This window comes from Limnohabitans sp. DM1, from assembly GCF_001269385.1.
GTDB lineage: Bacteria > Pseudomonadota > Gammaproteobacteria > Burkholderiales > Burkholderiaceae_C > Limnohabitans_A.
The window spans coordinates 66619-93573 of sequence record NZ_CXOO01000033.1 but is presented as its reverse complement, the minus strand read 5'-3'; the positions used below and the strand labels follow the sequence as shown (position 1 = coordinate 93573).

The 26955-nt window shown below is 59.6% G+C and carries 35 protein-coding genes and 3 pseudogenes; 11 read left to right on the top strand and 27 right to left on the bottom strand.

Annotation, left to right across the window (positions count from 1 at the left end; genetic code table 11):
- Both AMM33_RS13640 and AMM33_RS13635 read left to right on the top strand, forming a co-directional pair.
- On the top strand, nt 1-598 hold a 598-nt coding region (locus AMM33_RS13640; RefSeq protein ID WP_194945456.1), incomplete at its 5' end, for a transposase.
- An 8-nt stretch (nt 599-606) separates the two neighbouring features.
- A pseudogene (locus AMM33_RS13635) lies at nt 607-1455 on the top strand (IS4 family transposase); the annotation flags it as partial.
- On the opposite strand, the gene AMM33_RS13630 reads toward AMM33_RS13635, so the two are convergent.
- Together AMM33_RS13630 and AMM33_RS13625 are read right to left on the bottom strand one after the other, a co-directional pair.
- On the bottom strand, nt 1378-1725 hold the full coding sequence (locus AMM33_RS13630) for a nucleotidyl transferase AbiEii/AbiGii toxin family protein (RefSeq protein WP_090141849.1): 348 nt from the start codon (nt 1723-1725) through the stop codon (nt 1378-1380). The pseudogene AMM33_RS13635 and the gene AMM33_RS13630 overlap by 78 nt on opposite strands.
- Nucleotides 1726-1735: 10 nt before the next feature.
- A complete protein-coding gene (locus AMM33_RS13625) occupies nt 1736-2218 on the bottom strand; it encodes a helix-turn-helix transcriptional regulator (protein WP_228768132.1) in 483 nt (160 codons plus the stop codon).
- A gap of 139 nt (nt 2219-2357) precedes the next feature.
- Here AMM33_RS13625 and AMM33_RS13620 point away from each other — a divergent pair, with 139 nt between their 5' ends.
- Entirely contained in the window at nt 2358-2618 is a 261-nt protein-coding gene (locus AMM33_RS13620) for a hypothetical protein (protein WP_194945455.1), read from the top strand.
- Here AMM33_RS13620 and AMM33_RS13615 read toward each other — a convergent pair.
- The 13 genes and pseudogenes from AMM33_RS13615 to AMM33_RS13545 all read right to left on the bottom strand — a co-directional run.
- Nucleotides 2595-2921, bottom strand: a pseudogene (locus AMM33_RS13615) (RES domain-containing protein); the annotation flags it as partial. The gene AMM33_RS13620 and the pseudogene AMM33_RS13615 sit on opposite strands and share 24 nt — an antisense overlap.
- Nucleotides 2922-3228: 307 nt before the next feature.
- On the bottom strand, nt 3229-3525 hold the full coding sequence (locus AMM33_RS13605) for a DUF2442 domain-containing protein (RefSeq protein WP_228768131.1): 297 nt from the start codon (nt 3523-3525) through the stop codon (nt 3229-3231).
- 296 nt (nt 3526-3821) lie between these two features.
- The gene (locus AMM33_RS13595) at nt 3822-4241 is read right to left on the bottom strand and encodes a hypothetical protein (RefSeq protein ID WP_090141844.1); all 420 of its coding nucleotides are present in this window, start codon (nt 4239-4241) and stop codon (nt 3822-3824) included.
- The gene (locus AMM33_RS13590; RefSeq protein WP_228768130.1) at nt 4219-4842 is read right to left on the bottom strand and encodes a nucleotidyltransferase domain-containing protein; all 624 of its coding nucleotides are present in this window, start codon (nt 4840-4842) and stop codon (nt 4219-4221) included. Before AMM33_RS13590 ends, AMM33_RS13595 begins: the two co-directional genes overlap by 23 nt.
- 71 nt (nt 4843-4913) lie before the next feature.
- Complete coding sequence (locus tag AMM33_RS13585) at nt 4914-5453, bottom strand: DUF924 family protein (RefSeq protein WP_090141863.1); 540 nt, start codon at nt 5451-5453, stop codon at nt 4914-4916.
- Nucleotides 5454-5464: 11 nt separating this feature from the next.
- A complete protein-coding gene (locus tag AMM33_RS13580) occupies nt 5465-5818 on the bottom strand; it encodes an HVO_A0114 family putative DNA-binding protein (protein WP_090141842.1) in 354 nt (117 codons plus the stop codon).
- Nucleotides 5815-6099: a toxin-antitoxin system TumE family protein gene (locus AMM33_RS13575; RefSeq protein ID WP_090141841.1), complete on the bottom strand. Its 285-nt coding sequence runs from the start codon at nt 6097-6099 to the stop codon at nt 5815-5817. Before AMM33_RS13575 ends, AMM33_RS13580 begins: the two co-directional genes overlap by 4 nt.
- Nucleotides 6100-6257: 158 nt before the next feature.
- Complete coding sequence (locus AMM33_RS13570; RefSeq protein ID WP_090141862.1) at nt 6258-6548, bottom strand: nucleotidyltransferase family protein; 291 nt, start codon at nt 6546-6548, stop codon at nt 6258-6260.
- A gap of 97 nt (nt 6549-6645) precedes the next feature.
- Entirely contained in the window at nt 6646-6885 is a 240-nt protein-coding gene (locus AMM33_RS13565) for a HepT-like ribonuclease domain-containing protein (RefSeq protein ID WP_228768129.1), read from the bottom strand.
- A gap of 37 nt (nt 6886-6922) precedes the next feature.
- A complete protein-coding gene (locus tag AMM33_RS13560) occupies nt 6923-7231 on the bottom strand; it encodes a nucleotidyltransferase family protein (RefSeq protein ID WP_090141839.1) in 309 nt (102 codons plus the stop codon).
- 64 nt (nt 7232-7295) lie between these two features.
- Nucleotides 7296-7834: pseudogene (locus AMM33_RS13555) on the bottom strand (DUF924 family protein).
- A 40-nt stretch (nt 7835-7874) separates the two neighbouring features.
- The gene (locus AMM33_RS13550) at nt 7875-8171 is read right to left on the bottom strand and encodes a helix-turn-helix domain-containing protein (protein ID WP_228768128.1); all 297 of its coding nucleotides are present in this window, start codon (nt 8169-8171) and stop codon (nt 7875-7877) included.
- Nucleotides 8168-8506 carry a type II toxin-antitoxin system RelE/ParE family toxin gene (locus tag AMM33_RS13545; protein WP_090141838.1) on the bottom strand — a complete coding sequence of 113 codons (339 nt, stop codon included), beginning with the start codon at nt 8504-8506 and terminating at the stop codon, nt 8168-8170. The genes AMM33_RS13550 and AMM33_RS13545 overlap by 4 nt, the downstream gene beginning before the upstream one ends.
- Nucleotides 8507-8716: 210 nt before the next feature.
- Here AMM33_RS13545 and AMM33_RS13540 point away from each other — a divergent pair, with 210 nt between their 5' ends.
- From AMM33_RS13540 to AMM33_RS13525, 4 genes are all read left to right on the top strand, one after another.
- The gene (locus AMM33_RS13540) at nt 8717-9037 is read left to right on the top strand and encodes a type II toxin-antitoxin system Phd/YefM family antitoxin (protein ID WP_090141860.1); all 321 of its coding nucleotides are present in this window, start codon (nt 8717-8719) and stop codon (nt 9035-9037) included.
- On the top strand, nt 9030-9428 hold the full coding sequence (locus AMM33_RS13535) for a type II toxin-antitoxin system RelE/ParE family toxin (protein ID WP_090141837.1): 399 nt from the start codon (nt 9030-9032) through the stop codon (nt 9426-9428). Before AMM33_RS13540 ends, AMM33_RS13535 begins: the two co-directional genes overlap by 8 nt.
- 48 nt (nt 9429-9476) lie before the next feature.
- Nucleotides 9477-10523 carry a virulence RhuM family protein gene (locus tag AMM33_RS13530; RefSeq protein WP_090141836.1) on the top strand — a complete coding sequence of 349 codons (1047 nt, stop codon included), beginning with the start codon at nt 9477-9479 and terminating at the stop codon, nt 10521-10523.
- A 102-nt stretch (nt 10524-10625) separates the two neighbouring features.
- Nucleotides 10626-11510, top strand: a complete 885-nt coding sequence (locus tag AMM33_RS13525; protein WP_090141835.1) for a BRO family protein — start codon at nt 10626-10628, stop codon at nt 11508-11510.
- Nucleotides 11511-11579: 69 nt separating this feature from the next.
- Here the strand turns inward: AMM33_RS13525 and AMM33_RS13520 are convergent, their stop codons facing one another.
- Together AMM33_RS13520 and AMM33_RS13515 are read right to left on the bottom strand one after the other, a co-directional pair.
- Nucleotides 11580-12317, bottom strand: coding sequence for a GIY-YIG nuclease family protein (locus AMM33_RS13520; protein ID WP_228768127.1), 738 nt, complete (start codon nt 12315-12317; stop codon nt 11580-11582).
- A gap of 154 nt (nt 12318-12471) precedes the next feature.
- Entirely contained in the window at nt 12472-14298 is a 1827-nt protein-coding gene (locus AMM33_RS13515; RefSeq protein ID WP_090141859.1) for a glutamine--tRNA ligase/YqeY domain fusion protein, read from the bottom strand.
- Between the two features lie 294 nt (nt 14299-14592).
- Here AMM33_RS13515 and AMM33_RS13510 point away from each other — a divergent pair, with 294 nt between their 5' ends.
- From AMM33_RS13510 to AMM33_RS13500, 3 genes are all read left to right on the top strand, one after another.
- Nucleotides 14593-15774 (top strand): alpha/beta hydrolase, encoded by a 1182-nt coding sequence (locus tag AMM33_RS13510; RefSeq protein ID WP_194945453.1) that lies wholly within the window; start codon nt 14593-14595, stop codon nt 15772-15774.
- 58 nt (nt 15775-15832) lie between these two features.
- The gene (locus AMM33_RS13505; RefSeq protein WP_194945452.1) at nt 15833-16207 is read left to right on the top strand and encodes a DUF4345 domain-containing protein; all 375 of its coding nucleotides are present in this window, start codon (nt 15833-15835) and stop codon (nt 16205-16207) included.
- A 252-nt stretch (nt 16208-16459) separates the two neighbouring features.
- Nucleotides 16460-16852: a hypothetical protein gene (locus AMM33_RS13500; protein ID WP_090141831.1), complete on the top strand. Its 393-nt coding sequence runs from the start codon at nt 16460-16462 to the stop codon at nt 16850-16852.
- Between the two features lie 70 nt (nt 16853-16922).
- Here the strand turns inward: AMM33_RS13500 and AMM33_RS13495 are convergent, their stop codons facing one another.
- From AMM33_RS13495 to AMM33_RS13455, 9 genes are all read right to left on the bottom strand, one after another.
- Nucleotides 16923-17603, bottom strand: a complete 681-nt coding sequence (locus tag AMM33_RS13495) for a DUF799 domain-containing protein (protein ID WP_090141830.1) — start codon at nt 17601-17603, stop codon at nt 16923-16925.
- A gap of 14 nt (nt 17604-17617) precedes the next feature.
- Entirely contained in the window at nt 17618-18022 is a 405-nt protein-coding gene (locus AMM33_RS13490) for a DUF4810 domain-containing protein (RefSeq protein ID WP_090141829.1), read from the bottom strand.
- A complete protein-coding gene (locus AMM33_RS13485; protein ID WP_090141828.1) occupies nt 18019-18681 on the bottom strand; it encodes a CsgG/HfaB family protein in 663 nt (220 codons plus the stop codon). Before AMM33_RS13485 ends, AMM33_RS13490 begins: the two co-directional genes overlap by 4 nt.
- A gap of 174 nt (nt 18682-18855) precedes the next feature.
- A complete protein-coding gene (locus tag AMM33_RS13480; protein ID WP_090141827.1) occupies nt 18856-19371 on the bottom strand; it encodes a retropepsin-like aspartic protease family protein in 516 nt (171 codons plus the stop codon).
- 9 nt (nt 19372-19380) lie between these two features.
- A complete protein-coding gene (locus AMM33_RS13475; RefSeq protein ID WP_090141826.1) occupies nt 19381-20721 on the bottom strand; it encodes a M48 family metalloprotease in 1341 nt (446 codons plus the stop codon).
- A 121-nt stretch (nt 20722-20842) separates the two neighbouring features.
- Nucleotides 20843-21655, bottom strand: coding sequence for a LytR/AlgR family response regulator transcription factor (locus AMM33_RS13470; protein ID WP_090141825.1), 813 nt, complete (start codon nt 21653-21655; stop codon nt 20843-20845).
- Nucleotides 21652-22779, bottom strand: coding sequence for a sensor histidine kinase (locus AMM33_RS13465; protein ID WP_090141824.1), 1128 nt, complete (start codon nt 22777-22779; stop codon nt 21652-21654). The genes AMM33_RS13470 and AMM33_RS13465 overlap by 4 nt, the downstream gene beginning before the upstream one ends.
- Before the next feature lie 7 nt (nt 22780-22786).
- Nucleotides 22787-23893 (bottom strand): alpha/beta hydrolase family protein, encoded by a 1107-nt coding sequence (locus AMM33_RS13460; RefSeq protein ID WP_194945451.1) that lies wholly within the window; start codon nt 23891-23893, stop codon nt 22787-22789.
- 181 nt (nt 23894-24074) lie between these two features.
- The gene (locus tag AMM33_RS13455) at nt 24075-24452 is read right to left on the bottom strand and encodes a DUF2306 domain-containing protein (RefSeq protein ID WP_090141822.1); all 378 of its coding nucleotides are present in this window, start codon (nt 24450-24452) and stop codon (nt 24075-24077) included.
- Between the two features lie 250 nt (nt 24453-24702).
- Between AMM33_RS13455 and AMM33_RS13450 the strand changes: the two genes are divergently transcribed.
- Nucleotides 24703-25527 carry an undecaprenyl-diphosphate phosphatase gene (locus tag AMM33_RS13450; RefSeq protein ID WP_090141821.1) on the top strand — a complete coding sequence of 275 codons (825 nt, stop codon included), beginning with the start codon at nt 24703-24705 and terminating at the stop codon, nt 25525-25527.
- A 131-nt stretch (nt 25528-25658) separates the two neighbouring features.
- Here AMM33_RS13450 and pobA read toward each other — a convergent pair whose 3' ends face one another.
- The gene (gene pobA, locus AMM33_RS13445) at nt 25659-26855 is read right to left on the bottom strand and encodes a 4-hydroxybenzoate 3-monooxygenase (RefSeq protein WP_090141820.1); all 1197 of its coding nucleotides are present in this window, start codon (nt 26853-26855) and stop codon (nt 25659-25661) included.
- Nucleotides 26856-26955 lie beyond the last annotated feature (100 nt).

The following is a 26955-nucleotide window of genomic DNA, read 5'->3' as shown; positions in this document are numbered from 1 at the left end:
CATCGACATGTCGCCCGCCTTCATCTCGGGGGTTACCCAGCATTTGCCCAACGCCCGGATCACGTTTGACAAGTTTCACATCATCGGTCACGCAAGCACTGCAGTGGACAAGATGCGCCGGATCGAGCAGAAGACCGACAAGTCTCTCAAGGGCATGCGCTGGACTTTGCTCAAAGACACAGCCAAGCTCAAACCGGAGGCGGCAGCTGAACTGGATGCGTTGATGGSCAAGATGACCGTCAAACGCACGGCCAGGGCGTGGTCCTACAAAGAGCAGTTGCGTGAGATCCTTGATCGAAAGCAGATCAACGTTGTGCGAACCATGCTGGATCACTGGTGCACATGCGTGATGCGCTCCAAGGTCGAACCGATGAAGGACGTTGCCAAGATGATCCGCGCTCATATGGAAGGCATCGTGGCCTGGGCGCAGACACGCCAGACCAACGGATTCCTCGAAGCCATCAACGGTTTGTTCCAGGCATCCAAGCGTCGTGCGCGTGGGTTTACGCGAATCACAACGATCAAGACTGTCATCTTCTTGATCGCCGGGAGACTCGACTTCCACGCTATCAATCCTCATGCTGGGCAACCCACTTGAAATTCATCAGAGCCCTTTATTTGGACGAAGATCTCGGGCTCGAACTCAAGAACACCGTCTACGCGCTGGACTCCACCACCATCGACCTGTGTCTGGGTTTGTTCGACTGGGCACCGTTTCGCTCCACCAAGGCCGCTGTGAAGATGCACACCTTGCTGGACTTGCGCGGTTCCATCCCCGCCTTCATCCACATCAGCGACGGCAAGATGCACGATGTGCATGTGCTGGACATGCTGCCCATCGAGGCGGGCGCTTTCTACATCATGGACAGGGGCTATCTGGACTTCTCTCGCCTGTACACCATGCACCAGTGCGCCGCCTTCTTCGTGACCCGTGCCAGGAGCAATATGAACGCCCGGCGTGTGTACTCGGCCCCTGTAGACAGAACCACGGGCCTTGTCTGCGATCAGACCATTGCGCTCAATGGGCAATACGCCAGCAAGGACTAGCCCGAGCACTTGCGGCGCATCAAGTTCAAGGTCCCGCAAACGGGAAAGGTGCTGGTCTTTCTGACCAACAACATGACACTGCCAGCGTTGACCATCACAGCCCTGTACAAGAACCGTTGGCAGGTCGAGTTGTTCTTCAAATGGATCAAGCAGCATCTGCGCATCAAGAAGTTTTTGGGCACCAGCGAGAACGCAGTCAAGACGCAAATCTGGTGCGCCGTGGCCACTTAGGTGCTGATTGCCATTGTCAAGAAGGAGTTGCAATTGAAGGCCTCGCTCTACACTTTTCTACAGATTTTGTCGGTGTCTGTTTTCGAGAAAACGTCGATTTCATGCGCCTTGCAGACCGATGCTTACACAACCGCACCACCTGAGTGCGCTAAGCAGTTGAATTTGTTCACTTTTTAACCGGACACTACTGTCCTGTGATACGTTTTCAGCCGCATCGCTCAAGCGAGGCGATACAAAACCCAAGTACTGCGGGTCGGGTACAAAAATGTCAATGTCTTTGCTCATCCGGTGTTGGTGCCGCAGCATCAGCACCGTGCCACCCCCAAAGGTCCAGAACGGTTCGGGCGTTAGTAGACGGGCAATTTCATCGATCAAGGTGAAGGCATGCGGCAACAGTGTTTGCCAAATGCCCAGGGGCAGATCAAGGGGTTCGGTATTGCGGCTCATGCGCGTGACCCTAAACCCAAGCCGCTCGAGGTGACTGCAAAGCCTGAGCCCAATTCGTCAGGTTTTTCCAGAGTGCCTTAGGGGGCGTGTGGGTGCGCTGAGCGACCTCCTCAAGGCCCGAGACGATCAAGGGCAGCGGCGCTTCATCGAGCAAGGTGGACACCTGAGGCACAAGCGCATCGGGCAGATCGCCGCTGACCAGCGCCTGCGCCAAAGCGTCGGGCATGAGTGAAGTTTTGTAGCTCACGCTGGCGGTTTGGCTCAACAAGGTCAAGGCCTGTGTGGGGGGCGTGCGGGTTTGCGCTGTCAAATCCATGCCCAGCAACTGCAACAGCCCCAACAAACGGTGCGTGCCCAGATCGACCAAGCTGCCGTTTTCCAGCTGGTTGATGGTGGCACGCGACAAACCAGACAGCCGCGCCAAACGCACCTGCGACAGCCCCAAGGCTTCGCGGCGGGCTTGGATGAGAAGGCCAATGTCGGCGAGGTTCATGGGTGTATTGGAGCATCATGGCTAAAAAATGTCAAAAATATTGGACATTTTTGCGGTGGGTTATCACCGTCAGCGTTAAAACCCCGACCCCGGCTCACTCAAAAACGCCAGCTCCTCGGGCGTGGACGGGCGGCCCAAGATGGCACAGATTTGGAATAGAAGGGTGGGGGTAGCGGCCAACGCGCAGGGTGATGGCTTGGTGGCGCTGCGCCAAGGGCAGGCTGCGTTCTTGTCCACTGGCCACCAGATCTTGCTGATCGCCGAAGGCAGTCAGTTGGTTAGTGCCACTAACCAACTGAAATTGCCCGCCGTCGACAAAAAATACCTGACCGATGTGGCGGACACCGAGCAAATCTTGCGGCTCAGCGGCTCAAGATTATTGAGATTCGCAAGGAGCTGACCGACGAGTGGAAAAAGCACGGAACTCTTGGGCAAAGGCTTGGGTGATGGCGATACGTTGGGCTTGAAGCACAGGGTAGGGCTCGGCCAGCGCCCGCACATCAGCCAAGCGCAAACGGCCTTTTGTGGTGAACGTCACCAGCGACTTGAGGGCCAATTCGTCGAGAGAGCGGCTGTGCACATCGCGCCGAAAAATCGACTCGTACAAGGCGGTGTGCTCGCTGTCGACCAAATAGGCCGTGGCCTCGGACGGCAAACAAAAACGCCCCGATTTCATACCTGTGGGTGCCAACAACAGGCCGTTGAACGCACGCTCGTTTTTCGCGCACGCGTCAGCTGCACACGGTGAAAGGTCTGGCCCGGGGCCAGCTCAAGGATGGGTGGATGCTGGTCTTTGAATTTCATGGCAAGAGGCGGTCAATGCCCCTCTGCCGTCGCCAGATTGATCACGCGCTGGGCGGGTGTGCCTTGCTCCAACGCGGTGCGGGGTGACTGGCCGTTCTTCCTGGTGCACCCGCTTGACCAACAAAACGGGGCCAGCACCATAGATGCCGGCCCCGTGATTTTAGGAAAACTCGTAAAGTTCGTTACCTTGTTGAGATCGTTTCTGATCAAGCAGCGGCTTTGACGGCATGAGACAGCTCATACAGTCGAGCGGCTGAAAGTTCCAGCCCGTTGGGCCAGCAGAGTGCACCGGCATCTACAAAGCATTTCGAAAAATAAGCCGGGTCACGCAACGCCTCTAACAAAGGGCCCTTGTGGTCAGCTAAGTACAGGGCACCGTCAAAAATGCCCTGTGTATGGTCGCTGAAAGTCAGTTCCAACTGATGGGCTGCGACGATCTTCACATCAAGCAAACGGTTGATTGCCATAGAAATCCAAATCGCTGCCCTCAATGTCATGGCCATCAAAAGCCGACCCAAACACGCGTGGGTTCGCCACGCGATAACGGGCTGCGGCTTGGCAGACGGCGTCGCGGTGTTGGCTGAGTGTTTGGGAGGGTCGCATGGGGCGTAGTTTAAAGCGATTGATCAGCGGGGCTCACCCAAGGGGGAGTGGCTAAAACCCCGACCCCGGCTCACTCAAAAACGCCAGATCCTCGGGCGCGGACGCGCGTGAATGATGGATTGGGGTTGCATGTGAAAATTTCTCCAGCCCCAGGCAGCGCTGCCGAGAACGCCGGCGCTGTCACGGGCATGGCTGTTCAGTCAGGGGATTGAAGGGCGATCAAAACGCGTTGGGCGGCGGCGATCAGGTCGGTGACCAGGCGTGTATCGACATCCATCATGCCTTCGTACTCGCCCAGGTTGCGCTTGTTGTGACACAAGTCGAGCACCCGCCAAACCTCAGGCCCCAGCCCCAGTGTGTGTGGCAATGCCTGAAAGACGATGTAACGGTTGCTCGGGCGAAAGCCTTTCTTTCGCAATCCAGCCAAACACAAGGCGTGTGCAGCGTTGTAGGCCAGATCAAAGCGGCTTTCCAACGCCAGTGTGGGGTTGGCTGCATCGTTCAAACGGGTGCTGCCCGTTCGCAGCAAACCCGCTATTTCGGCGGCGTCGGGTGGCTCAGCTTTGAGCGAGCCGCTGGGGCCGCTCAGGTTTTCAAGTGGGGTGGGTGGGCTCATGTTGCGGTGACTCCTCCTGGCCGATCAGCCATATCTTTGGCTGTTGCATCACACGGTTGATGAAGGCATTGTCACTCAACTGTCGAGCCTGAAAATCTGCGGCGCTGTACAAGGCAGGGTTGATGCTGCGCCCCAGTGTTTGGCTGGCGGGCTCCAGCGCCGCAAACACATCGCCATAGCTCAGCGTGTCGCTGACCAGCAGCACATCCACATCGCTGGCGCTGGTGTCTTGCTGCTTGGCCATGGAGCCAAACACAAACGCCAGTGAAATTTGCGGCGCAATCGGCAAGAGCGCCGCGCGCAGCACATCGGCCAGCCCCATGGTTTTGAGCACCAGAGCGCGCAACTCGGCAAACACGGGCGAAGCCGCATTGGCCTGAAAGTGTTTTTGGTTGCCCTGTTTGCGCACCGTGAGCAAACCCGCTGCAGCCAGATCGGCCAATTCGCGCTGCACAGCCCCTGCGCCCGACTGAGCCAAGCCAATGACTTCGTTGGTGTAGAAGCTGCGGTCCGGTGCTACAAACAGCACGGCCAGCACGCGCTGACGCACCTTTGAAAACAGTGCGTCGGCGATGGAGGAGGTGATTGAAGCGGTTATCATACCCGTAATGGGTTTGATCATACCTTAATTGGGTATTTTGTGGGGCGCCAGAGCACGTCAGCTGTTTGGACCTAAAACTCCGACCCCGGCTCACTCAAAAACACCAGCTCTTCGGGCGTGGACTCGCGGCCGAGGATGGCGTTGCGGTGGGGGTAGCGGCCGAAGCGCTCGATGATGGCTTGGTGGCGCTGCTCGAAGCGCAGGGTGTCTTCGAGGCCCTGCTGCGCGAACAAGAGGGCGGCTTGGGTGTGCACCAGGGCGGACTCGCTGTGCATGTAGGGCATGTAGGCAAAGCTGCGCTGCGCCAAGGGCAGGCTGCGGTCCTGCCCACTGGCCACCAGCTCTTGCGCCAGCGCCAAGGCCAGCGCGTCTTGCGCAAAGGCTTGGGGGGTGTCGCGGTAAACGTTGCGCGAGAACTGGTCGAGCACCAAGATCTCGGCCAAGCGCCCCTCGTGCGTGGCGCGCCAGGCAAACAACTCACACCGCGCTGCAGCCTCCAGCGTGGCCCCGAAGTAGGTGCGGATGGCTTCGTCCAAGGCGGGGTCTTTGGCGAAGTGGTGCTTGGGGGTGAGTTCGGTGAACCAGAACTGGAGGATGGTTTGGGGCTGCATGACAGCTGAGTTCATGCTGCTTTGAGATACATGTCGATGTGCATGGACGAGTAAGGACAGACCACCCCGCCAGACTCGGTGCGCTCCAGCAGCCCCAGGTCGGCCAGCACCACCACGTCTTCGTGCACGCGCTTGACGTCGCGGTCCACCAAGCGGGCCAATTCGCGCACCGACAGCTCGCCCTTGCCTTGCGCGGTGCGCACCAGTGCCCAGCGCTTTTCGGTCAGCTGTCCAAAGAAATGACCTGGGCTTTCAAAATTGAGCACCTCGCCTTGGTAAGTGCTTTTCTGTGCCGCTTGGGCAGCTGCACGCAAACCGGCTTGCCAGTCGGGTTGCAAAGTGATGGTCAAAAAACGTTCGGTCATGTTGTTCTCCTGGCCGCTACAGCGGCAATGAAGTCTTCCACCAGTTGATCCACGCCTGCGAATCTGTAAGGCATCTCTTGCCCGTCCAAATGGCAGTGGTCGCCTTTGCCCCGCTCGTTGTCAAACCCAACGATGCGAACGCCATCCTTGGCATAGACCGCACGGTATTTAAAACCGTGCTCGGTGGGTGGAACTGGCGTGGGCACCCGCCAGACCACCAGCTCAATCACGCCACCATCGGGCGTGATGTTCTTGAATCGGGTGATCAGTTCAGCGGGCATGTTGGCTATTGTGCCAACACAGCTTGTGTGTTGTCAAGAATGACAACACTTGCCAGTCAGGCTCAAAACCCCGACCCCGGCTCACTCAGAGACGAAGGAATCGAGCTGAATTTTCAGTTTGGGCAGGGCTGTTTGCAGCGTGTCCCAAACCACGGCTTTTATAGCGGGCGGGCTTCTTGCACCACCGCATCCCGAAACTTGGGAGGCAAGTCTTTGGGCGTGAGCACATCCACGGACACACCCAACAAGGTCTGCAATTCGTCTTGCAAGCCACCCAGGTCAAACAGCGTGGTGCCGGGCAGAGGGTCGACCAATAAATCCAAGTCGCTGCCCTCGACGTCGTGTCCATGCAGAGCCGAACCAAACACGCGCGGATTCGCCACGCGATGACGTGCTGCGGCTTGGCAGACGGCGTCGCGGTGTTGGCTGAGTGCTTGGGAGGGGCGCATGGATGCTGACTTGAAGCTCGGGGTTTCTTGCAAGCTTGATTTAAGGTTGCTCGCCCAGCAAAGCTTGAACAACGGTGATCAAGCCAGGCAGAGACTGTTAAATAATGGTCCACACCGTGCTGGGGTTGACCGTGGCGTAGCCGTGTATCAGTTGGTTGCGAAACGCCACAATTTGAGGCAAGTCGGGCAGCTGTGCGGCCATGGCTGCATCCAATTTGGAGAGTTGGTTCAGGGCTTCCCCAATTACTTCAAATTTGCGTTCAACGGCTGCCTGAACCAGTTCATTATTTTGGTAGGCGGTAACGTCCAACCCTGTTGTGAAGGTTTGGATGGACAACGCCGCTTCACGCACATCCCACAAAAAAGCGCGAGGGTCACGCTGCATAAATCGACTCGCGGTGCTGGTTAATGCTGGCCAGCACAAAGGGGTTGCGCACCGCACCGGGCTCGATCAGATCGACGCCCCGGCCCAGCAGTGTTTCCAGCTCTGACTTGATGCCAAAAAAGCGGTGCAAGTCTGCAGGGGCTTCGGGTGAAAACTCCACCAAAAAGTCGGCATCGCTGCGTTCGGCATCAAAGTCATCGGCACGGGCGGCCGAGCCAAACACTTCCAGTCGGCGGATTTGGTATCGCTGACAGATGGCCGAAATATCGGCGCGGTGTTGGGCAATGGCGGTGTGCATGGGGCAAGTTTAGCGAGGTTCTGCGGCCAAGGGCATTCAGGCCGATTTCAAAACTATGACGATCTTAAAACCCCGACCCCGGCTCACTCAAAAACACCAGCTCCTCAGGCGTGGACTCGCGGCCGAGGATGGCGTTGCGGTGGGGGTAGCGGCCGAAGCGCTCGATGATGGCTTGGTGGCGTTGCTCAAAGCGCAGGGTGTCTTCCATGCCCGGCTGCGCAAACAGGGCGACGGCTTGGGTGTGCACCAGGGCGGACTCGCTGTGCATGTAGGGCATGTAGGCAAAGCTGCGCTGCGCCAAGGGCAGGCTGCGGTCTTGCCCACTGGCCACCAGCTGTTGCGCCAGCGCCAAGGCCAGCGCGTTTTGCGCAAAGGCTTGGGGGTGTCGCGGTACACATTGCGCGAGAACTGGTCGAGCACCAAGATCTCGGCCAAACGCCCCTCGGGCGTGGCGCGCCATTCAAACAACTCACACCGCGCCGCCGCCTCCAGCGTGGCGCCGAAGCGGGTGCGGATGGCTTCGTCCAAGGCGGCGTCTTTGGTGAAGTGGTGCTAGGGAGTGAGTTCGGTGAACCAGAAGTGGAGGATGGTTTGTGGGTTCATTGCGATAGCGCTGTTGGACGCAGCCAGAACAGCCATTCCATCAAGCCGCCCGCTTCACAGACAGCTTGACGGTGTAACCCAACTGCGCCGCCACATTGACCAGTGCATCCAACGTGAATTTGTGAGTACGGCCTTTGACAAGGTCGTTCATTCTCGGTTGGCTGATGCCTGCGCGTTGTGCGGCCTCGGCTTGGGTGATGTCGAGTTTGAGGATGACCTTGCGGATGTGCGAGACCAAGTCGGCACGCAGCAACAGGTTTTGTGCTTCGGGTTCGGCAAAGCCGAGGTCGTGGAAGACGTTGTCGCTCCCAACGACCATGTTCAGTTTGTTGCTCATGACTGTTTGCCTGCCTTTCTTGTGTTCAGCAATGCGTTGTAACGGTTGTGCGCTAACTCCAAATCGGGTGCGGCGGTCTTCTGTGTCTTCTTAACGAAAGCATGAAGCACATAGACCGCCTCTGAAAACTTGGCCACGTAAATCACTCTGTACTGGTTGCCTGATCGCACCCGGATCTCAAAAACGCCAGCGCCCACGGTCGTAATGGGTTTGAAGTCGCTGGGCATCAAGCCGTTTTGAATCTGTCGCAACTCCGTACCGACCATGGCCCGTGCTTCATCGGGAAATTCTCTGACCGCATTGAGACTGGTGCCGAGCCACTGGATGCGTTTCATTTTATATCCGTTTTGATAATTTCTGGTGATGCTTGTATCTCAACGACAAACGATTGACCAAGTGCCAGCAAGGCTAAAAACCCCGACCCCGGCTCCTTCAAAAAAGCCAGCTCCTCGGGCGTGGACTCGCTCTGTTTATAGCCCGTAAGTAAGCAAAAAGCCAAGTTGACTTAGAATGTGCAGAATTCTGCAATGTCATGGGAGCCGGTCATGGGTTTTTCTGCCAGCGATGTCGTGCCATTCACGCAAGCACGCGCTCATCTGTCCGAGCTGGCCGACCAGGCCAAGGCCGGGGCAGAGAAAATCATCACCAAAAACGGCGAGAGCTACGTCGCGCTGATCGACTCTGACCGACTGGACTACTACCACCGCCTGGAGCGCGAACGCATTCACCTGCTGTTGATTGATGATGCCAAGCGCGACCTGGCCGACATCACCGCAGGCCGCACATTTGAAGCGGACGCTGCCCTTGCCCAGCTGCAACAGCAGCGCAAGACCGCCATCAAACGCCCTGCCAAGCAACGTGGCTGACCCGCTGTACCGGGTCGAGCTGACCGCCAGCTTCTTGGAGCGCCTTGAATCCATTGAGGCGTTTTGGGTCGAAGCGGATGCGGGCTTGGCGTTCGATGACTTGCTGGCCGAGCTTCGCGCCACGGTCATCCCGAACCTGCGGCGCTTTCCGCGCATGGGGCGGCGCTACCTGGCCAACCCGCCCCAGTCGACCGAGGCGCTGGCGCTGCTGGCAGCCATGCCTGCGGGAGCGCCGGATGCGCTGCGCGAATACCTGCACGGCGACTATCTTGTGCTCTACGCAGCCATGGAAGCCCAAGAGACGGTGGTCCTGCTGACCATTCGGCACCACCGGCAACTCTCGTTTGACTTTGCGCGGCTGTGGCCGTCAACGCCATCGACGTATGACTGAGCAGCTCAAAACCACTGTGGCCAAGATTGAATCCGAGGAGCAACCCGCATGAGCAGCAAAAAAAACCTCCCCACCATTCGCTCATCCGCAGCCGAATACCTCACCTTTGTTGCTGCCAGCGGCCAAGGCGGGGTAGAGGCTGTGTATGCCGACGAAGATGTGTGGTTGAGCCAAAAAATGATGGGCGAGCTCTATGGCGTTAACGTCCGCACGGTGAATGAACACCTGAAAAACATCTTTTCTGACAACGAGTTAGAGCAAGATGCAGTTATCCGGAATTTCCGGATAACTGCCGCAGACGGCAAAAACTACAACACCCAACACTACAACCTATCGGCCACCATTGCGGTGGGCTACAAAGTCAACTCTGAGCGGGCGGTGCAATTTCGCAAATGGGCCACGGGCATCATCAAAGAATTCACCATCAAAGCCTACGCCATGGACGACGAGCGGCTCAAAAACGATGGCTCTATTCTGGGCAAAAAATACTTTGAGCAACAGCTCGCCCGCATTCGCGAGATCCGCCTGTCCGAGCGCAAGTTTTATCAAAAAATCACCGACATCTACGCCACATCCATCGATTACGACAACAGCGCTCAAGCCACTCAGCGGTTTTTCGCCACCGTTCAAAACAAGCTGCACTGGGCCATTCACGGGCAAACAGCTGCCGAAGTCATCTACGCCCGTGCCAACGCCGAACAATCCCGTATGGGACTCAACACTTGGCAAGATGCACCCAACGGCAAAATTCAAAAATTTGATGTGGTGGTGGCCAAGAACTACCTCAGCGATGGCGAACTCGCCCAGCTCCAAAGGCTGGTCAGCGCCTACCTTGATCTGGCCGAAACCATGGCCGAGCGCAACATACCCATGACCATGCAAGACTGGGAAACGCGCCTCAACCGCTTCATTGAAGCCGCAGACCGAGAGGTATTGCAAGATGCAGGCAAGGTCAGCAAAGAAATTGCCCACACCCACGCACTGAGCGAATTTGAAAAATACCGCGTTGTGCAAGACCGCCTGTATGAGTCTGACTTTGATAAAGCCATCAAAGCGCAACTGACCCACGATGCCAAAGGCCAGCGCGATGAGTGAAATATTGAGCCCTGCCCTTGATATGCTGGCCACCATTGCGCGTGGTTCAAAAAGCTAAACGAAAAACCCTCGATTCACCCCAAACAACGACAAGGTTTCAGCATGGCGAGCATCCCCGACAAGTTCGACGCTGACAGCAAAATCAAGCTGTTCGAATCGCAGCACATTCGCAGCGAATGGGATGCCGAGGCTGAGAAATGGTGGTTTTCGGTGCTGGATGTGGTGGCCGTGCTGACCGACCAGCCCGACTACAAGAAGGTGCGCAACTATTGGAAGTGGCTCAAGAACAAGCTGATCGCCGAAGGCAGTCAGTTGGTTAGTGCCACTAACCAACTGAAATTGCCCGCTGCCGACGGCAAAAAATATCTGACCGATGTGGCCGACACCGAGCAAATCCTGCGGCTCATCCAGTCCATCCCCAGCAAGCGGGCCGAGCCCTTCAAGCTCTGGCTGGCCGAAGTGGGCAGCCAGCGCCTGGACCAGCTGCAAGACCCGGAACTGAGCATCGAGCAGGCCATGCGCGACTACAAGCGCCTGGGCTACACAGACAACTGGATTAACCAGCGGCTCAAGAGCATCGAAATCCGCAAGGAGCTGACCGACGAGTGGAAAAAGCAAGGCTTGCAAGAAGGGCCACAGTTGGCCTTTTTGACCGATGTCATCTACAAAACTTGGGCCGACAAAACCGCCAAGGAATACAAGCAGCACAAGGGCCTGAAGAAAGAAAACCTGCGCGACAACATGACCAACAAAGAGTTGATCATGAGCATGCTGGCCGAGTTATCCACCAAGGAAATTTCAGAGGCCGTGCAGCCGCAAACGCTGGACGACCACGAAGACGTGGCCAAGCGCGGCGGCGGAGTTGCCCTTCAGGCGCGGCTCAAGCTGGAGCTTGAGACGGGCAAAAAGCTGGTCAGCCCGCAAAACGCCAAGCAACTGCGGGCCTTGGGGCAGAACCCCAGCAAAAAAGCAGGGGGCAAGACATGAGCAGGCACACGATCACCACGCGCGACCAAACCACCGAGTTTCTGCTGTAAAGCTCTAGGCGATTTGTGGTCAGTCAGCATTTGTGCTGATGACACCCTGTCGCTTTACTTCGTCCAAAGTCTTGCCTGCTGCTGTTTTCCATTCGACCCAGCCATTGGCTGAACGGCCCATGACTGCCATGGCGGCGGTACTGGGGCTTGAAAACAGGTGGTCGCGTGTGAAAACCAGCATAGATCCAGAGCTGCCAGCGTTTTCGGCCAAAACGCCTTCCCTAATCAACTGGCTGCGCATGCGCTCGTGAGAAGTTCCCTGGATTGAAGGAACGATCTCAGCACGCCCCTTTGAACCCTTGTGCACCACAAAACCTTCCGAGGTGTATTCGCCAACGCCATCAGCGCCAGAACCTTTGCAATAAAACAATTCGACCTCGCCTTTAGCGGTTGGTGCGTTAGTTAAGGGTTCGAAGATGGGTTGGCCAAGGGTAGCCAACAAAGTAGCAGCGGTTTCGTGAATTTCATGGCAATCCGCTTGCAACGGTGCAGGTGTGTAGGGCTGCGAACCGGTGTTGCCGTTCTCTAGACCATAACGCCCTGCCTTGGTGGCTTCTGCAATAGCCAGCCATTCCAAAAACAATGCATGCGTTTGCGTCAAGCTGTTGGTCAGCGAGATGACCACGAAAGCGCGGTTCCAAAAATCTTTGTTTTGATGGTGTTGCTCTAAGCGCTTGCCAACACTGCCTGACTGGCCGATGTAAGAGCGAGGTAAACCCGCCTCAGACAATTCGCCTATCAAAAAGTACACGCCCACTTGCTGGGCCTCTGGCATCTTCAGGAAGTCGGCCAGTTGGCTGCGCGGCACCTCGATCACACGAACAATGCGCGTTGTGATCTCGGCCACGCGCATGCCGCGTGGGTCGCCGGATGGTAGAAAGATTTGGATGGTTTGAGGGCGTGAGCTCAATTCACTTACCCCAGCTGTCCTTCAACCCCGTCACCCGGTTAAACACAGGCTTCGTCCTCGCCACATGATCCAGGCGGTCCGCTACAAAGTACCCAAAGCGCTCAAACTGAAACTTTTGGTCTGGCTGCGCCCCGGCCAATGACGGCTCCACATAGGCCGTCACCACTTTCAGGCTGTCCGGGTTGAGGCTTTGCAAGAAGTCTTTGTCGCCCGCATCGGGGTGCGCTTCGGCAAACAGGCGGTCGTACAGGCGCACTTCGGCTTGCACGCCGTCGGCCACGCTCACCCAGGTGATGGCGGCTTTGGCTTTGACGCTGTCGGCACCGGGCGTGCCGCTCTTGGTGCCGGGGATCACTTTGGCGTGCACCTCGGTCACGTTGCCTGCCGCGTCGCGTGCGCAGCCTGTGCATTCGATCACGTAGCCGCCTTTGAGGCGAACCACGTTGCCGGGGAACAGGCGTTTGTAGCCCTTGGGCGGCACTTCTTCAAAGTCTTCGCGCTCGATCCAGACTTCTTTGCCGATCTTGAACACACGGTCGGCGGGTGGTGTTTGGCCTTCGGCGATGGCGCTGTGGGGCAGGGCGGGTTGGGTGCAGGCTTCGGTGTAGCTGTCGCTGCCAAAGGCCTCGGCCCAGTTGGTCAGCACGAGCTTGACGGGGTCGAGCACAGCCATGCCGCGGTGGGCTTTGTTTTCCAGGTCTTCGCGCAGGCACCCTTCGAGCGTGCTGTAGTCGATCCAGCTGTCGCTTTTGGTCACGCCGATGCGGTCGGCAAACAGGCGCAAGCTCTCGGGCGTGTAGCCCCGGCGGCGCAGGCCCACGATGGTCGGCATGCGGGGGTCGTCCCAGCCGCTGACTTTGCCTTCATTGACCAGTTGCGCCAACTTGCGTTTGCTGGTGATGACATAGGTCAGGTTCAGGCGGGCAAATTCGTATTGTTTGGGGCTGGGCGCGGCCAGCAGCTTGCATTCGCACAGGCGCTCCATCAGCCAGTCGTAAAACGGGCGCTGGTCTTCAAACTCCAGCGTGCAGATGCTGTGGGTGATTTGCTCCAGCGCGTCTTCGATGGGGTGGGCAAATGTGTACATCGGGTAGAGGCACCATTTGTCGCCCGTGTGGTGGTGGGTGGCGCGGCGGATGCGGTAGATGGCCGGGTCGCGCAGGTTGATGTTGGGGGACTGCATGCTGATCTTGGCACGCAGCACGGCGGCGCCGTCGGCCAACTTACCATCGCGCATCTCGCGAAAGCGCGCCAGGTTTTCTGCCACGGTGCGTGTGCGGAAAGGGCTGTCCACGCCGGGTTTGCCAAAGTCGCCTCGGTTGGCGCGCATGTCTTCTGCGCTTTGTTCGTCCACATAGGCGTGGCCGGCTTCGATCAGCGCCTCGGCGGCGCGGTACATGAAGTCGAAGTAGTCGCTGGCCTGGTAGGGCGCGGCGCTGCCGGGGGTCTGGCCCATTTGTGCCCAGTCAAAGCCGAGCCATTTCACGGCATCGATGATGCTGTTGACGTATTCGGTGTCTTCTTTTTCGGGGTTGGTGTCGTCAAAGCGCAGGTGGCACACGCCGCCGTATTCCTTGGCCAGCCCGAAGTTGATGCAGATGCTTTTGGCGTGGCCCACATGCAGGTAGCCGTTGGGCTCGGGCGGAAAGCGGGTGCGGATCTTGGCCGGGTCGGGCTGGCCCGCAGCGTGGTGCGCGGCATCGCCGGGGCTGCCTGCCCAGCGGCGGCTGGCGTAGGTGCCAAGTTCCAAGTCTTTTTCGATGATTTGGCGCAGGAAGTTGCTGACTTTGTGGTCGGCGTTGTTGTCTGGGGCGGTGGGGGTGGTCATAGCGTTTGATTTTAGGCGCTGTGGGGCGGTGTTTGGCTTGGCTGGGTCCAGCTGAGCTGAGGGCATGGCTGCGGGGTTCACAGCGGCGACCAACAAGCCTGTCACGCTCTTTGGGTTACTGAATTTTTAGCGGTTCAAATAAATTAATTGAAATTTAATAATTAATAAAAACGATCTTTTAGGGGTTTTGGCGCTTAGAATTCGCCGCTGCTCAAACCCACGCGCCATGGCGCGCCCCTATTTCAAATGCCTTTTTCGTTTCATGTCCGTGCATTCACTCCAAAAACAAGAGGGTTGGCGGCTGCCTGCCTGCTGACCTTGCTCGGCGCTTGCTCATCTGCCCCCAACACGCCGTACTACCAACCTTCACCCGTTGTTTATTACGACTTTGAGGCCGACAAACATGGGGACTTCAATGCCTACATGCGGCATACCCGTCAAGAGTTGTCGAAGCACCGCGTCCCCTTGTTGCCGGATCAAGCCCAGCAAGAGATAGACCAAGTGGCCCCCTTCGTACTGCCCAGGCCTTCGCACTGTGGTGCCGCCACAAAAGGGGTTTTGTTGGTGCATGGCTTGCTGGATTCCGCCTATGCCCTCAAAGACATTGGGCGCGTCTTGGCCGACCAATGCGCTTTGGTTTACGGTTTGTTGCTGCCCGGACATGGCACAAGAGCCGCTGATTTGATCGACATCCACCGTGCACAATGGCTTGAAGCTGTGCAGTTTGGGGTCCGCGCTTTGTCGCAACAGACACCGGATGTGACCCTTGTGGGTTTCTCGTTGGGGGGCGCTTTGGCCACACAAGTGGCTTGGCAAGACCCACGCGTCAAGCGACTGGTGCTGCTGGCCCCAGCGCTGCAAGTGGCTTACCCCCTGTTGTCGAGCCAAGCTGTGTGGTTGCGGTATTTGCGTGATTGGGTGGATTTGGATCCGCCTTACATGTCGGTGCGTTACCAGTCCATGCCCACACAGGCGGTGGCGCAAACCTATCAGTTGTCTCGTCAATTGCGCGCCAACTTGAGCCAACGCCCGTTGGAGCAACCCACCTTTTTGTTGCTGGCAGCCCAGGACTTGGTCATTGATGCCCCAACGTCCTTGGCCGTCTTTAGCCAAAACATGCCCAACCCCAAAAGCCAAGCTTGGGTCTATGGCGCCATGGACAAGCCCTCGCCAGATGCCCGTGTCCGTCAAATTCGAGTGGCGGATGAGCGTCAAAAAATTGTGAGCTATTCACACGTCACCTTGCCCTTTTCACCACAAAACCCCTTGTTTGGCGAAAAGGGTCAGCACAAAGAATGTGGTTTGCACATTGGCATTGTGGATGCCGCAGACGCCCAAGCATGCCTGGTGTCAACAGACAACTGGAAGGGCGAAATTGGCACCAACAACAAGGCGCAAAAGCCTTTTCAACGCCTGAGCTACCACCCGCGCTTTGAAGACATGATGGCCGCCATGAGCGCGTTCATGGCGCAGTAAAAACCGGTTGCAAGACCGAGTCGATTGAAGTTTTTTGTAAAAAATGAAAGGAAATGAAATGCGATTGTTCACTCTGTGGGGTGCGGGCCTGATGATGTTGGTGGTGGGTGCATTGCACCTCATCAACCCTCAAATGATGATGAATACACCGGGCGTGGAGCTGAGTACCGTCAACCACCTGCACATCATTCGGGCGGCCTATGGCGGGTCTTACCTTGGCATGGCCTGTTTGTTTATCTTGGGAGCCCTTGGCCGCATTGACCGGCACTTTGCCTTGGTGTCGGTGGTCGTTTTGTTCTCTGGCTTTGCGCTGGGGCGATTGGTGAGCATCGCTGTGGACGGGCCACCTGTGGGTTTGTATTTGGGTGTGTTGGGCGCTGAGCTGTTCTTTGCGGTGTGCGCCATCAAGGCACTCAAGGCCAGCAAACGCTGAGCGGCAGCTCGACAGGTTTCAAGGGCGCTCTGGCATGCGCGGTCGATGAATGGCCCCGGATGTGGACGGAAGCGGTTGGGCTCTGGTGGATAGCGCTTTAGAGGGGCTGGCGCGTGTGCCCAGGCGGGTGGTGCGCGTTACGAATGGACACCACTGTAAAGCTCTGGCGGTGCACCAAAGCCCTGGCTGCCGCGCTAAGGGGGCAGGGAGCATGCTTTCAAGAAAAGCCAACGTCAGCAGAGGAACTTTGTCATGCTTTTTCAGTTCAAGTCACCGTTTTCGAGATCACTGGCCTTGCTCGGGCTGTTGGGGTTGGGTTTGATGCAGGGGGGCTGCGCTCACCCGGTGTTTGTGGAGCCGTCGGTGTCGGTGCATTCGCGCATCGGCCATGTCCCGGTCTACACCCAGGTGGGCGTGCCCGGCCCGGTCTATTACGCCCCACCCCGTGTGATTTATGTCCCTCCACCGCCACCGCGTGTGGTGGTTGTGCCCCGGGTGTATATGCCCCAGGGGCATCCGCCAGCGCAAATTTGGGGCCACGTGCACGACCGCGGGCACCGTGGCCACGAGCGCAGGCAGTTCCGCGAGCAGGAGCGGGAGCGCGGTGGCTGGCTCGGGCAGCGCGAACAGTGGCAGCGGCACTGAGCGGCTGCGTTCAGGGGGTATTCAGCGGCCGAATCTAGCGGCCGTTTTTAGCGGCCGCTCAGGCCAGGCTTCAGCGGGGTTTGGCCGCGTCTTCTTGTTTGTAGAGCGGTGAGCGCGGGCCGTACAACAGGCCTTGCGGCCGCCCGGCACGCAGCAGGCGCTGGCTGGTCACGCCGGCCATGGGGTGGCTGTGGTCGGTGACGTTGCCCACGATTTGCCTGACAAGGGCGCTGACCAGCAGCACGGCCAGGCCGCCCTGGTTTTGGTTTTGTTGCTCGGCGCTGCTGGCCGATGCGTTGCCGGTCCAGAGCACGGCGTTGGTTTTGAGGTCCACCAGGCGGGCCTCGGCCGAGACGGTGGTCTGGCTGTCGACCACTTTGTAAACGGTGCCGTAGCGCGTCATGGTGATGTAGAGCGCGGCATCGGCCCCAAAAATCTCGTGCAGTTTGGCCGTGGGCAGGGCGTGGGCGTCGTTGGCTTGTGTGATGCCGTTTTCTTTCAGGGTCTCGTCCACCAGCGAGACGGGCAAGACGTAGTAGCCCGATTCGGCCAGCGGTAAGGTGACCTGCGACAGCATGCTGTAGGGGGCGCGAATTTCCGGCGTTTTGTTCACCGGGGGCAGCACCAGGATGGATTTGGGGTCGCTGGCTTTGAACTGGGTGTAGTCAAACGGGACCGGGGGCTTGGTGGCGCAGCCGCTCAGGATGAGCACGGCCATGGCCGGGGTCAGGAATGGGAGGAAGGGCTTCATGGACGGGGGCGGGCTCACTTGGATTTGAATTTGCGCAGCAAGAAATCCACGAAGTTTTGGGATTCAGGAAATTGCTGTTTTTCGGCTTCGAGGTGTTGCTGAAAGCGCGCCAGGTCGCCCTGTTTGCCGTAAAGCAAGCCCAGGTGGGCCATGAAGCCGGGGGGCGTGGCCTGGCCTGCAGCGCGTATTTTTTGCAGGTCGTCTTCCATGCGCTTGGCCTGGGTGTCCGGGCTTTCGCCGTCTTCGCGGAAGTAGGTGTCCAGGTGTTGCTCAAAGCCTTGCCAGCCATAAAGCGGAGGCGGTGCCTGGGTGGCGCAGCCGCCCAGGCTCAGGGCCAAGGCCAGCAGCGCCACTTTGGCGGTGGTGCGGCTGGGCTGACGGCTTGGGGTGTGGCTGTTGGCGAGGGTGGCCGGGCTCATGGCGCAGGACGCCATGCGCCGCTTTCGATGCCGCTGACCAGGTTGTTCACCGCGTCTCGGATGGCCAGGTCGAGCACTTTGCCGTTCAAGGTGGCGTCGTAACCGGCGGTGCTGCCAAAGCCAATGACTTCGCGTTCGGACAGGCTGTATTCGCCCGCGCCTTGCGAGGCGTACACCACCTCAGAGGTGAGGGTGTTGACGATGTTGAGGTTGACTTTGGCGTAGGCCACTTGGGTTTTGCCCCGGCCCAGGATGCCAAACAGCTGGCGGTCACCCACGTCTTTGCGACCAAATTCGGTCACATCGCCTGTGATGACGTAGTCAGCGCCTTTGAGGTTTTGGCTTTGTTTTTTCAGTGCGGCTTCTTGCTTGATCTCGGACATGACGCTGCGGTCGAGCACACTGAAGCGCTGCGATTGCTGCAGGTGGGTGACCAAGATCGTTTGTGCCTGGCTGCCCATGCGGTCTTCGTTGTTGGAGAAGACGCCGCGCATGAACGAGGAGCGGTTGTCAAACTTGCCCACCGATACAGGCACGCGGGAGCCGACTTGGGGCCGGGCGGCCGATTCGACTTTTTGGACAGGCAGGGTGCGCGAGCCTTCTTGCACGCAGGCGCTGAGGGTCACGGTGGCCAAAGAGATGAGAAGCAGCTTTTTCATGGGAACTGAGGGCTTTAAAAAGAGGCTATTTTAGGTTTTTAAAGACCATGAATTGGGGCTTCTTGTTTTCAAATGTTACCCAGCTGCAGACTGTGCGACGACAGGAAATTGGCCGTATCGAAGCCCGTGTTTCAAGGCGTGTTTGAGGGCCTGTGTTTCAGGGCCTGTGTTGTTTCAGGGCCGCTGGCGCAGCACCATCTCTTCGCGGCGAATTTCCACATCAAAGTGTTTCAAAAACGCCTGACCCAGCAGCGCTTGGTCGGGCTGGAGGCCGCTCAGGCCCACGGTGACGCTGGTGTCGTTGAGCACCAGGTGCCCCGCACGCACTGGCACGCTGCGCACCAGTTGGCCGGGGCGCTGGCCGTTGGCGGTGTGCAAGGTGATGCTTTGGCCCGCAGGCAGCCCGGCCTGGGTGGCCAGCGCCAGGCTCACGCTCACATGGCTGGCCCCGGTGTCCACCAAAAAGCGCACAGGCTGCCGGTTGACTTCGCCCTCCACATGAAAATGCCCGTCGCGCTGGCGCGGGATGACCAGGTCGCCCGAGCTGAGCGCATAGGGCTTGAGGCTGGCCTGGCGGTTTTGCTCCAGGCGATCAAACACCAGATACAACACCCCGGCCACAGCCAGCCACACGGCTGCAATGGTCAGTGCGCCGAAGCGGGCGGTTTTTTGGAGGGATGGATCAGACACCGGGGGCTTTTATCTGACGCCCCAAGCTTGCAAACGGGTGGCGGCGTATTGCGCGGCCTGCCCTTGGTTGCTGGCTTGTAAAAAGCGGCGGTACAACACGGCAGCGTCTTGCCGGTTGCCAGTGCCTTCGAGGGCAACCCCGCGCAAGAAGGTGATGCCAGGGTCGCCGGGCAGCGTTTGGTCGAAGCGGGTCAGGTCTTGATAGGCCTGCTGGGGTTGCTTGAGTTGCAAGGCCAACACACCCGAGATTTTTTGCGCTTGGGCCTCTTGCGGGTAAATGCTTTGGCCAGTTTGTGCGTAAGCACGCGCCTCTTGGGGTTTGCCCATGGCTTGCAAGCATTGGGCCATGCGGATGTGGGCGGCGTAGTCTCTGGGTGTGGCTTTGATGGCTTGTGCAAAAGCTTCTTGGGCTTGGGGCAGTTGTTTGCGGCTCATCGCGGTCTCGCCGCGTTGGCAGGCTTCGATGGTGGGTTGGATGCGGCGCACGCTGGCCGTGCTGTCCATGAAGCGTTCGCGCCGGGTGGGCAGGCCGCTGGTGTTGGCGTATTGCGTGAGCGCCAAACGCTCGGCGGTGGCGACACGCTCGGCGCTCATGGGGTGCGAGCTGAACATCGTTTGCAAGAGGCTGGGGGCTTGTTTTTCTTGGTCGAGCAGCAGTTGGTGCAAGCGCACCATGCCGCCGGCGGGGTAGCCGCCGCGCACCATGTAGGCTTGGCCCAGTGCATCGGCTTCTCGCTCGTTGTCTCGCGAATACGAGGCCAAGAGCGCGCTGGCCCCAATTTGTCCACCCAGCATGGCCAAGTTGCCCCATTTTTCGTTGGCCGTGAGCGCCACGCCCATCATGGCCACGTTGGCCAACAAACCTTGGCCGCTGCGCTGCGCGGAGTGGCGCGCGGTGACGTGGCCAATTTCGTGACCCAGCAGCGCGGCGAGTTCGGCTTCGTCATTCATCGCCACCAAAATGCCACGCGTCACACCCATGGCCCCTGCGGGGAAGGTGTAGGCATTGACGTAATTGGCGTTCAGCACCCGGTAGTTGTAGGGCATGTCGGGGCGGTGTGAGCGGGTGTGCAGTTCGCGCCCCAGGTCGCTGACGTAGCGGTTGACCGCCGGGTCTTGGATGGCGCCGAGGTCTTCAGAAAATTGGTGTGGAGCCTGTTGTGCATCGTTGGCACGCTCTTGGCCTTCGGACATGCCGACCAAGATGCGTTCACCCGTGATCGGCGATTGGGCGCAACCTTGCAAGGCCCCAAGACTGGTGGCCGACACGCTGGCACCGAGCAACCACAAAGCATGGCGACGGGTGAGGCGTTGGCGAGACAAGGCGAGGGAGAGTGGCGCGTGATCCATGGTGCTGTGTTGGCAATCGGTTGCGGGGTGCTGTTGAATTATTCAACACTTTGTATTGACCCCGCCAAGCTCACCCCGCTTTTGCACTGTGTCATGTCATCACTCGTGTCCTCACGCAGGCTCACATCGCTTTGAACAAATGGGCGTACAGGCGGCTCACGGCCAGGGTGTCGGCATGGCCTTTGAGGCGCAGGCTCAAGCGGCCCGTGTCGTCGCGGGTGACGCTGTCGATGGCGCTGGCGCGCACCACAGAGCCCCGGTGGATTTGCCAGAACTCTTGCGCGTCGAGCCGCTGCATGAGTTCTTTGAGCGGGGTGCGCAGCAGCACTTCGCTGCCGTCCAGCGTGAACACGCGCACGTATTTGTCGGCGGCTTCCAGGCGCAGCACCTCGGCCACGGGCACCATGCGCAGCGCTTTGCCCACGCTCGCTTGCAGCAGTTGCAAGGGAGCTTCGGGTTTGGCGGCTTCGGTGGACGCGCTCAGCAAGGCGCGCAGTTGATGGAGCACCGGGTCAAGCTGCTTGCTGGTTTGGGGGCCGGGCTGGCGCTGGCGCAGGCCGTTTTGCAGCCGCGCCACGGTTTGGGCCAGCCGGTCGGCGCGCACGGGCTTGAGCACGTAGTCCACCGCCTGCGCGTCAAACGCGGCAATGGCGTATTGATCGTAGGCCGTCACAAACACCAGCAGTGGAAAAGTGTGAGTTTCGGGCCATTCTTCGGCCAGTTCGGCGGCGGCCTCCAGCCCGGTTTGGCCCGGCATGCGGATGTCAAAAAACAGCACGTCGGGGCAGTGTTGCAGCGCCAGTTGCACGGCGCTCAGGCCGTCGCCCGCAGTGGCCAGCACACGCAGTGCGGGCCACAAGTCGCGCAGTTCGTTCGCCAGGGTTTGCGCCAGCAGGGGCTCGTCTTCGGCGATCAGGGCGGTGGGGGTGTTCATGGGGTGGGTGTTGTGAAAGGCAATGTCAGCACCACGCAGGTGCCGCCCGTGGGCAAGGGGCTGATGTGCATGCCCGCGCGTGGGCCATACAGGGTGTGCAGGCGTTGGCGCACATGGCTTAGGCCCCAAGAGTGTCCAGCCTGTGCGCCGTCTGCCTGCAGCGGGCGGGCCGCATCGGCCAGCGCCAGTTCGCTGATGCCGCTGCCGTTGTCACGCACCGTCAGCAGCAGCTGCGCACCCTCGGCGCGGGCCTGCACCTCGATGCGGCCGCCGCTGACCTGGGGCTCCAGGCCGTGGCGGATGGCGTTTTCCACCAGCGGCTGCAGAATGAAACGCGGCAGGGGCGCTGTGGCCAAGGCGGGCGGCAAGTCCAATTCAAACGCCATGCGTGGCCCCATGCGGATCGCCATCAGGCTCAGGTAATCGCCCAGACGAGAGAACTCGTCGCCCAGCGCGTGCAGCGCTTGGTGCATCGGCAGTCGCGTGGCCTGCAGCGTGGTGCGCAGGTAGTCGTTCAGGTGATCCAGCATGGCGTGGGCGCGTGCGGTGTCTTGCCCGATCAAGGCCCGCAAATGCGCCAGGGTGTTGAACAGCATGTGAGGTTCGAGCTGCGACTGCAGCAGCATGAGCTGCGCCTGTGTCACCTCGTTGGCCAGCGATTCGGCTTTGCCGCGTTGGCTGAAATACGCGACGAAGGCGATGCTGATGGCGAGGGAGATGAGCATCAGGCCCAAAAAGCGGTTTTGGTTGTGTTCAAGCAAATCCCAGGTGGACTTGCCCGAATATGCATCGCCCAACAGTCTGCCCAGCACAAAGCCCAGAGGAATGCCCACCAACAGCATGAGCGTGGCGGGCAGCGCAGGCGGCCAGTAGTAGGGCGCTGGAGAGCGCAGCAGGCGCTTGAAGGCAAAGCGCGGCACATCGGTCAGCAGCCAAATGAAGGTGGAGATGGCGTAGGCGTAAACCAGCGACACATCGAAGGCGCTGGGGTGCCCGTTGGCCCGGCTGCTGATCCAGGTGCCCAAGCCGATCAAAAATGCCACGGCCCAGACGATCTTCAAGCGCTGCAGCAAAGGGCGGCGATGATGGGGTGGGAGCCAGGCAAGCAGGGTGTGGGTGTTCATGGCTGATTTAGAGTTTTTGTTTGAAGAATACCGCGATCTGGTCGAAGGCTTTTTGGCGGTCTGCGTCGCTGAATGCGGGGTTGGGCAGGCCACCGCGCATTTGGGTGGCGGCCACGGTTTGGGCCACGCTGGCAGGCCAGGGCGAGAGCCAGTCGAAGTGGCCCGCTTGCGGGTGCTCCGACAGGGTGGTGCAGCGGGTGCAATGCTTCAGCACATGCTGGCTGTGAAAGCGGGGCAGCAGCACACCGTCATCGCCCGATGTGCTCAAGGCCACGGGGATGCGGATGCGCGCCAGGCTTTCGGGGGTGAAGATGACGCTGACGGGCACCGCCAGGCTGACGGCGACCACACGCGGGTCGGGGCGCGGGTCTGCGGCTGCGCTGGGGCTTGCACCGCCGTGCAGGGTTTTGAAGCGGGTGGGCGCAGTGGTTTCGGTCAGCATGCGGCCCATGGCAAATTGGCTCTTGCGCAGCAGTTGCACGCTCGGTTGTGTGGCCAGGCCATTGAGGCAAAAGCCGATGTCCTCGTCCAGGTACTGCGCACAGTGCTGCACCAAATTCAACATGCGCCATTGCGCCCCGGCCAGCACCAGGCCGGTCACGCCGCCCGCCGACATGCCGTGCACGCCCACGCGACGGGTGTCCACCAGCGCGGCCAGTGCAGGGTCACGCGCCACGGCGTCGATGGTCTCGCTCACGTCTTGCGGGCGGGTTTTCCAGCTCTCGGGGCCTGCTTTGCTGAAGTCTTGCCAGTTGTCGCCCCGGTGCTCGGGCTGGGCCACCACAAAACCGGCGCGGGCCAGTGTGGCGGCCAGCGTGTGTTCGGGCAGGGCGCTGCCTGCGCTGCCGTGCGACAAGACAATCAGCGCCCGTTTGCCCGATGCCGCTGTTGAATCTGCTGGCAAAGGCGCAGCGTTGCTGGCGATGGGGACGGTGAATGCGCCGTAAGTGACGTCTTGAGCCGCTGCCGCAGTGGGGTAGACCAAGGTGACGGTCATGCCGTTCGACTGAATCTGGCGCATGCCCACAGAAGTGACTTGGGCCTGGCTGGCGCTGGCGGCCAGCAAGCTGAAGGTGCAAGCCAGGCGGGTGAAGGTTTGGAGAGGGGTGGTCATGATGCAGTTGCTTTCATGGGTTTTGTTGTGGTTGAGTTGGTCTCTTGGTAGGAGCCCACCCCTGTGGGCGATTGCAGGCTCGCCATCGCCCACAGGGGTGGGCTCCTACAAAAACATCCAACTTCGCGCTTGGTGAGCGTTGGCTATGCTTGTGGTGCACGACTCAAAGTCCCTGGCTCAATCAACCCAGCCACTGGCCCCAAACCAGTTGGCCCAGAAAGCGCCCGGGCAGCAGCGTGAAGCTGCCTGCGACGATGCAGGCCCCGAAATACAGCCATTGCATGGTTTCGCGGTGGCCGGTGATGTTGCCCGCTGCCAAATACCGGAAGGCACGGTACAGGCTGAACAGGGTCAGCGGAATGAGCAAATGGATGGGCGTGTAGCCCCAGAGGTTGGGCAGCCGGAAGTCGCGGATGAACACGCCTGTGAGTGCGGCCCCCAGCATGCAGGTGACCCAGGCGTAGCCCAGGGCGCGGTGCAGTTGGGGGCGAAGGGTGGAGCCCATGCGAGCCCAGAGGACCCAAGGGCCGATGGCGACGGCGCTGAGCGCCAGGCTCATGTGAACAGCGATGGTGGGTGTCAGGGATGAGGGCAGTGGCACGTTTGAGGCTCTTGAATGGCTTGTGGTGCCTGCACTGTGGCGTGCCAGGAGCCCCTTATCAATGCGTATGCGACGGCTGGCAGTTCACGCGGCGCGAGATGCCATGGGCGGGTGTGAATGGCGCACGCCAATGGGAGTTTGCGTCGAATTTGTGGAGGGCGTCATGCCCAAGCAACGATAATCCCCCCAGATTTTTCGAGGAGCGTTTGTGGACCTGATGTTGTTGCTGAAAGCCGCCGTGATGGGCGTGGTCGAGGGTTTGACCGAGTTCTTGCCGATTTCGTCCACCGGGCATTTGATTTTGGCGGGGGCTTTGCTGGGCTTTGACGATGACAAGGCCAAGGTGTTCGACATCGCCATCCAGACGGGCGCGATTTTGGCGGTGATCATTGTGTATTGGCAAAAGATCAGCAGCACGGTGCGCGCTTTGCCCCACAGTGCCGATGCCCAGCGTTTTGCGCTCAATGTGTTCATCGCCTTTGTGCCGGCCGTGATTCTGGGCTTGATGTTTGGCAAGGCCATCAAGGCGAACCTGTTCACACCCGAGGTGGTGGCGACCAGTTTCATCATTGGCGGTTTCATCATTTTGTGGGCCGAGCGCAGACGGGCCAGCGCTGTGCGCATTGGCGAAGTGGAAGACATGCGTTGGCAGGACGCCTTGAAGGTCGGGCTGGTGCAGTGCCTGGCCATGATTCCGGGCACCAGCCGCAGCGGCGCGACCATCATCGGCGGCATGTTGCTCGGTCTGTCGCGCAAGGCGGCCACCGATTTTTCTTTTTATCTGGCTATTCCTACGCTGATCGGAGCGGGGGCTTACAGCCTCTACAAAGAGCGTGCCTTGCTGAGCATGGCCGATGCGCCGATGTTTGGCGTGGGTCTGCTCTTCTCATTCTTGAGCGCTTGGGTGTGCGTGCGTTGGCTGCTCAAGTTCATCTCCAGCCACAGCTTTGAAGTGTTTGCCTGGTACCGGATCGTGTTCGGTCTGGTGGTGCTGGGCACCAGCTACAGCGGTCTGGTGAAGTGGGCAGCTTGAAGTTTTTGGGGTAGGTCGGTAGCCGTCAGGTCCGACGTTTTTTTGCTTCGGTGCAGGCTGCTTGTCGGGGTCTTCGACCACCGACCTACAAAGACACGGCCCTCGTAGGTCGGCACTCGCAGAGTCCGACGTCAATCGCCAAAATTGAGCGGCAGCCCGACGTAGTTTTCAGCAATCGTGCGTGAACCTGATTCGCTGTGGATCAGGTAGTCGAGTTCGGCGTCCTGGAATTTTTGGCCGATGTCGCCGTTTTCGGGAAAGTGGTGCATCAGGCTGGTGAACCACCAGGAAAAGCGCTCGGCACGCCAGATGCGGCGCAGGCAACGCTCTGAATACGCGTCGATGCCCGCTTCGGAGTTCTCCTGGTAGTACTCGATGATGGCGGTGGACAGGTACTTCACATCGGTGGCAGCCAGGTTCAGGCCCTTGGCGCCTGTGGGTGGCACGATGTGGGCGGCGTCACCGGCAAGGAACATGCGGCCAAAGCGCATGGGCTCGGTCACAAAGCTGCGCAGCGGGGCGATGCTTTTTTCGATGCTGGGGCCGGTGATCAGGTGCTCGCGGGCTTCGGGGTCGAGGCGCTTGCGCAGCTCTTCCCAGAAGGCTTCGTCGCTCCACTCTTCGACCTTGTCGGTCAGGGGCACTTGCAGGTAGTAGCGGCTGCGCGTGGCGCTGCGCTGCGAGCACAGGGCAAAGCCACGCGTGCTGTTGGCGTAAATGAGTTCGTGGTGCACAGGTGGAGTGTCTGACAACACGCCCAGCCAGCCGAAGGGGTAGACCTTTTCGTATTCGCGGATCTTGTCTTTGGGGGCGCTGGCGCGGCACACGCCATGAAAGCCGTCGCAGCCCGCGATGAAGTCGCACTCGATGGTGTGGGTCTGGCCGTCTTTTTCGTAAGTGACGCGGGGCTTGGCAGAGTCGAACTCGTTCACCTGCACGTTGTGTGCTTCATACACGGTGGGCAAGCCTGCTGCCTGGCGGGCGTCCATCAGGTCGCGGGTGACTTCGGTCTGGCCGTAGACCATGACGTTTTTGCCGCCCGTGAGCTGGTTCATGTCAATGCGGTGCCGCGCGCCTTTGAACAGCAGGTCAAAGCCGCCGTGGATCAGGCCCTCTTTGTGCATGCGCTGGCCCACACCGGCCTCGTCGAGCAGATCCATGGTGACTTGCTCCAGCACGCCCGCGCGGATGCGCGAGAGCACGTAGTCGCCGGTCTGGCGTTCCACGATGATGGCGTCGATGCCGGCTTTGTAGAGCAGTTGCCCCAGCAGCAAGCCCGAGGGGCCTGCGCCGATGATGGCAACCTGGGTGCGGGTGGCTTTGGTCATGCGTGTGTCTCCGTCAAGAGGTCTCAAAAACAATGGGCGCAAGCTTAGGCGGCCCAGCGGTTTCAACGCCTTGCGCTTGTCCGAGTTTGTGCGATGCATG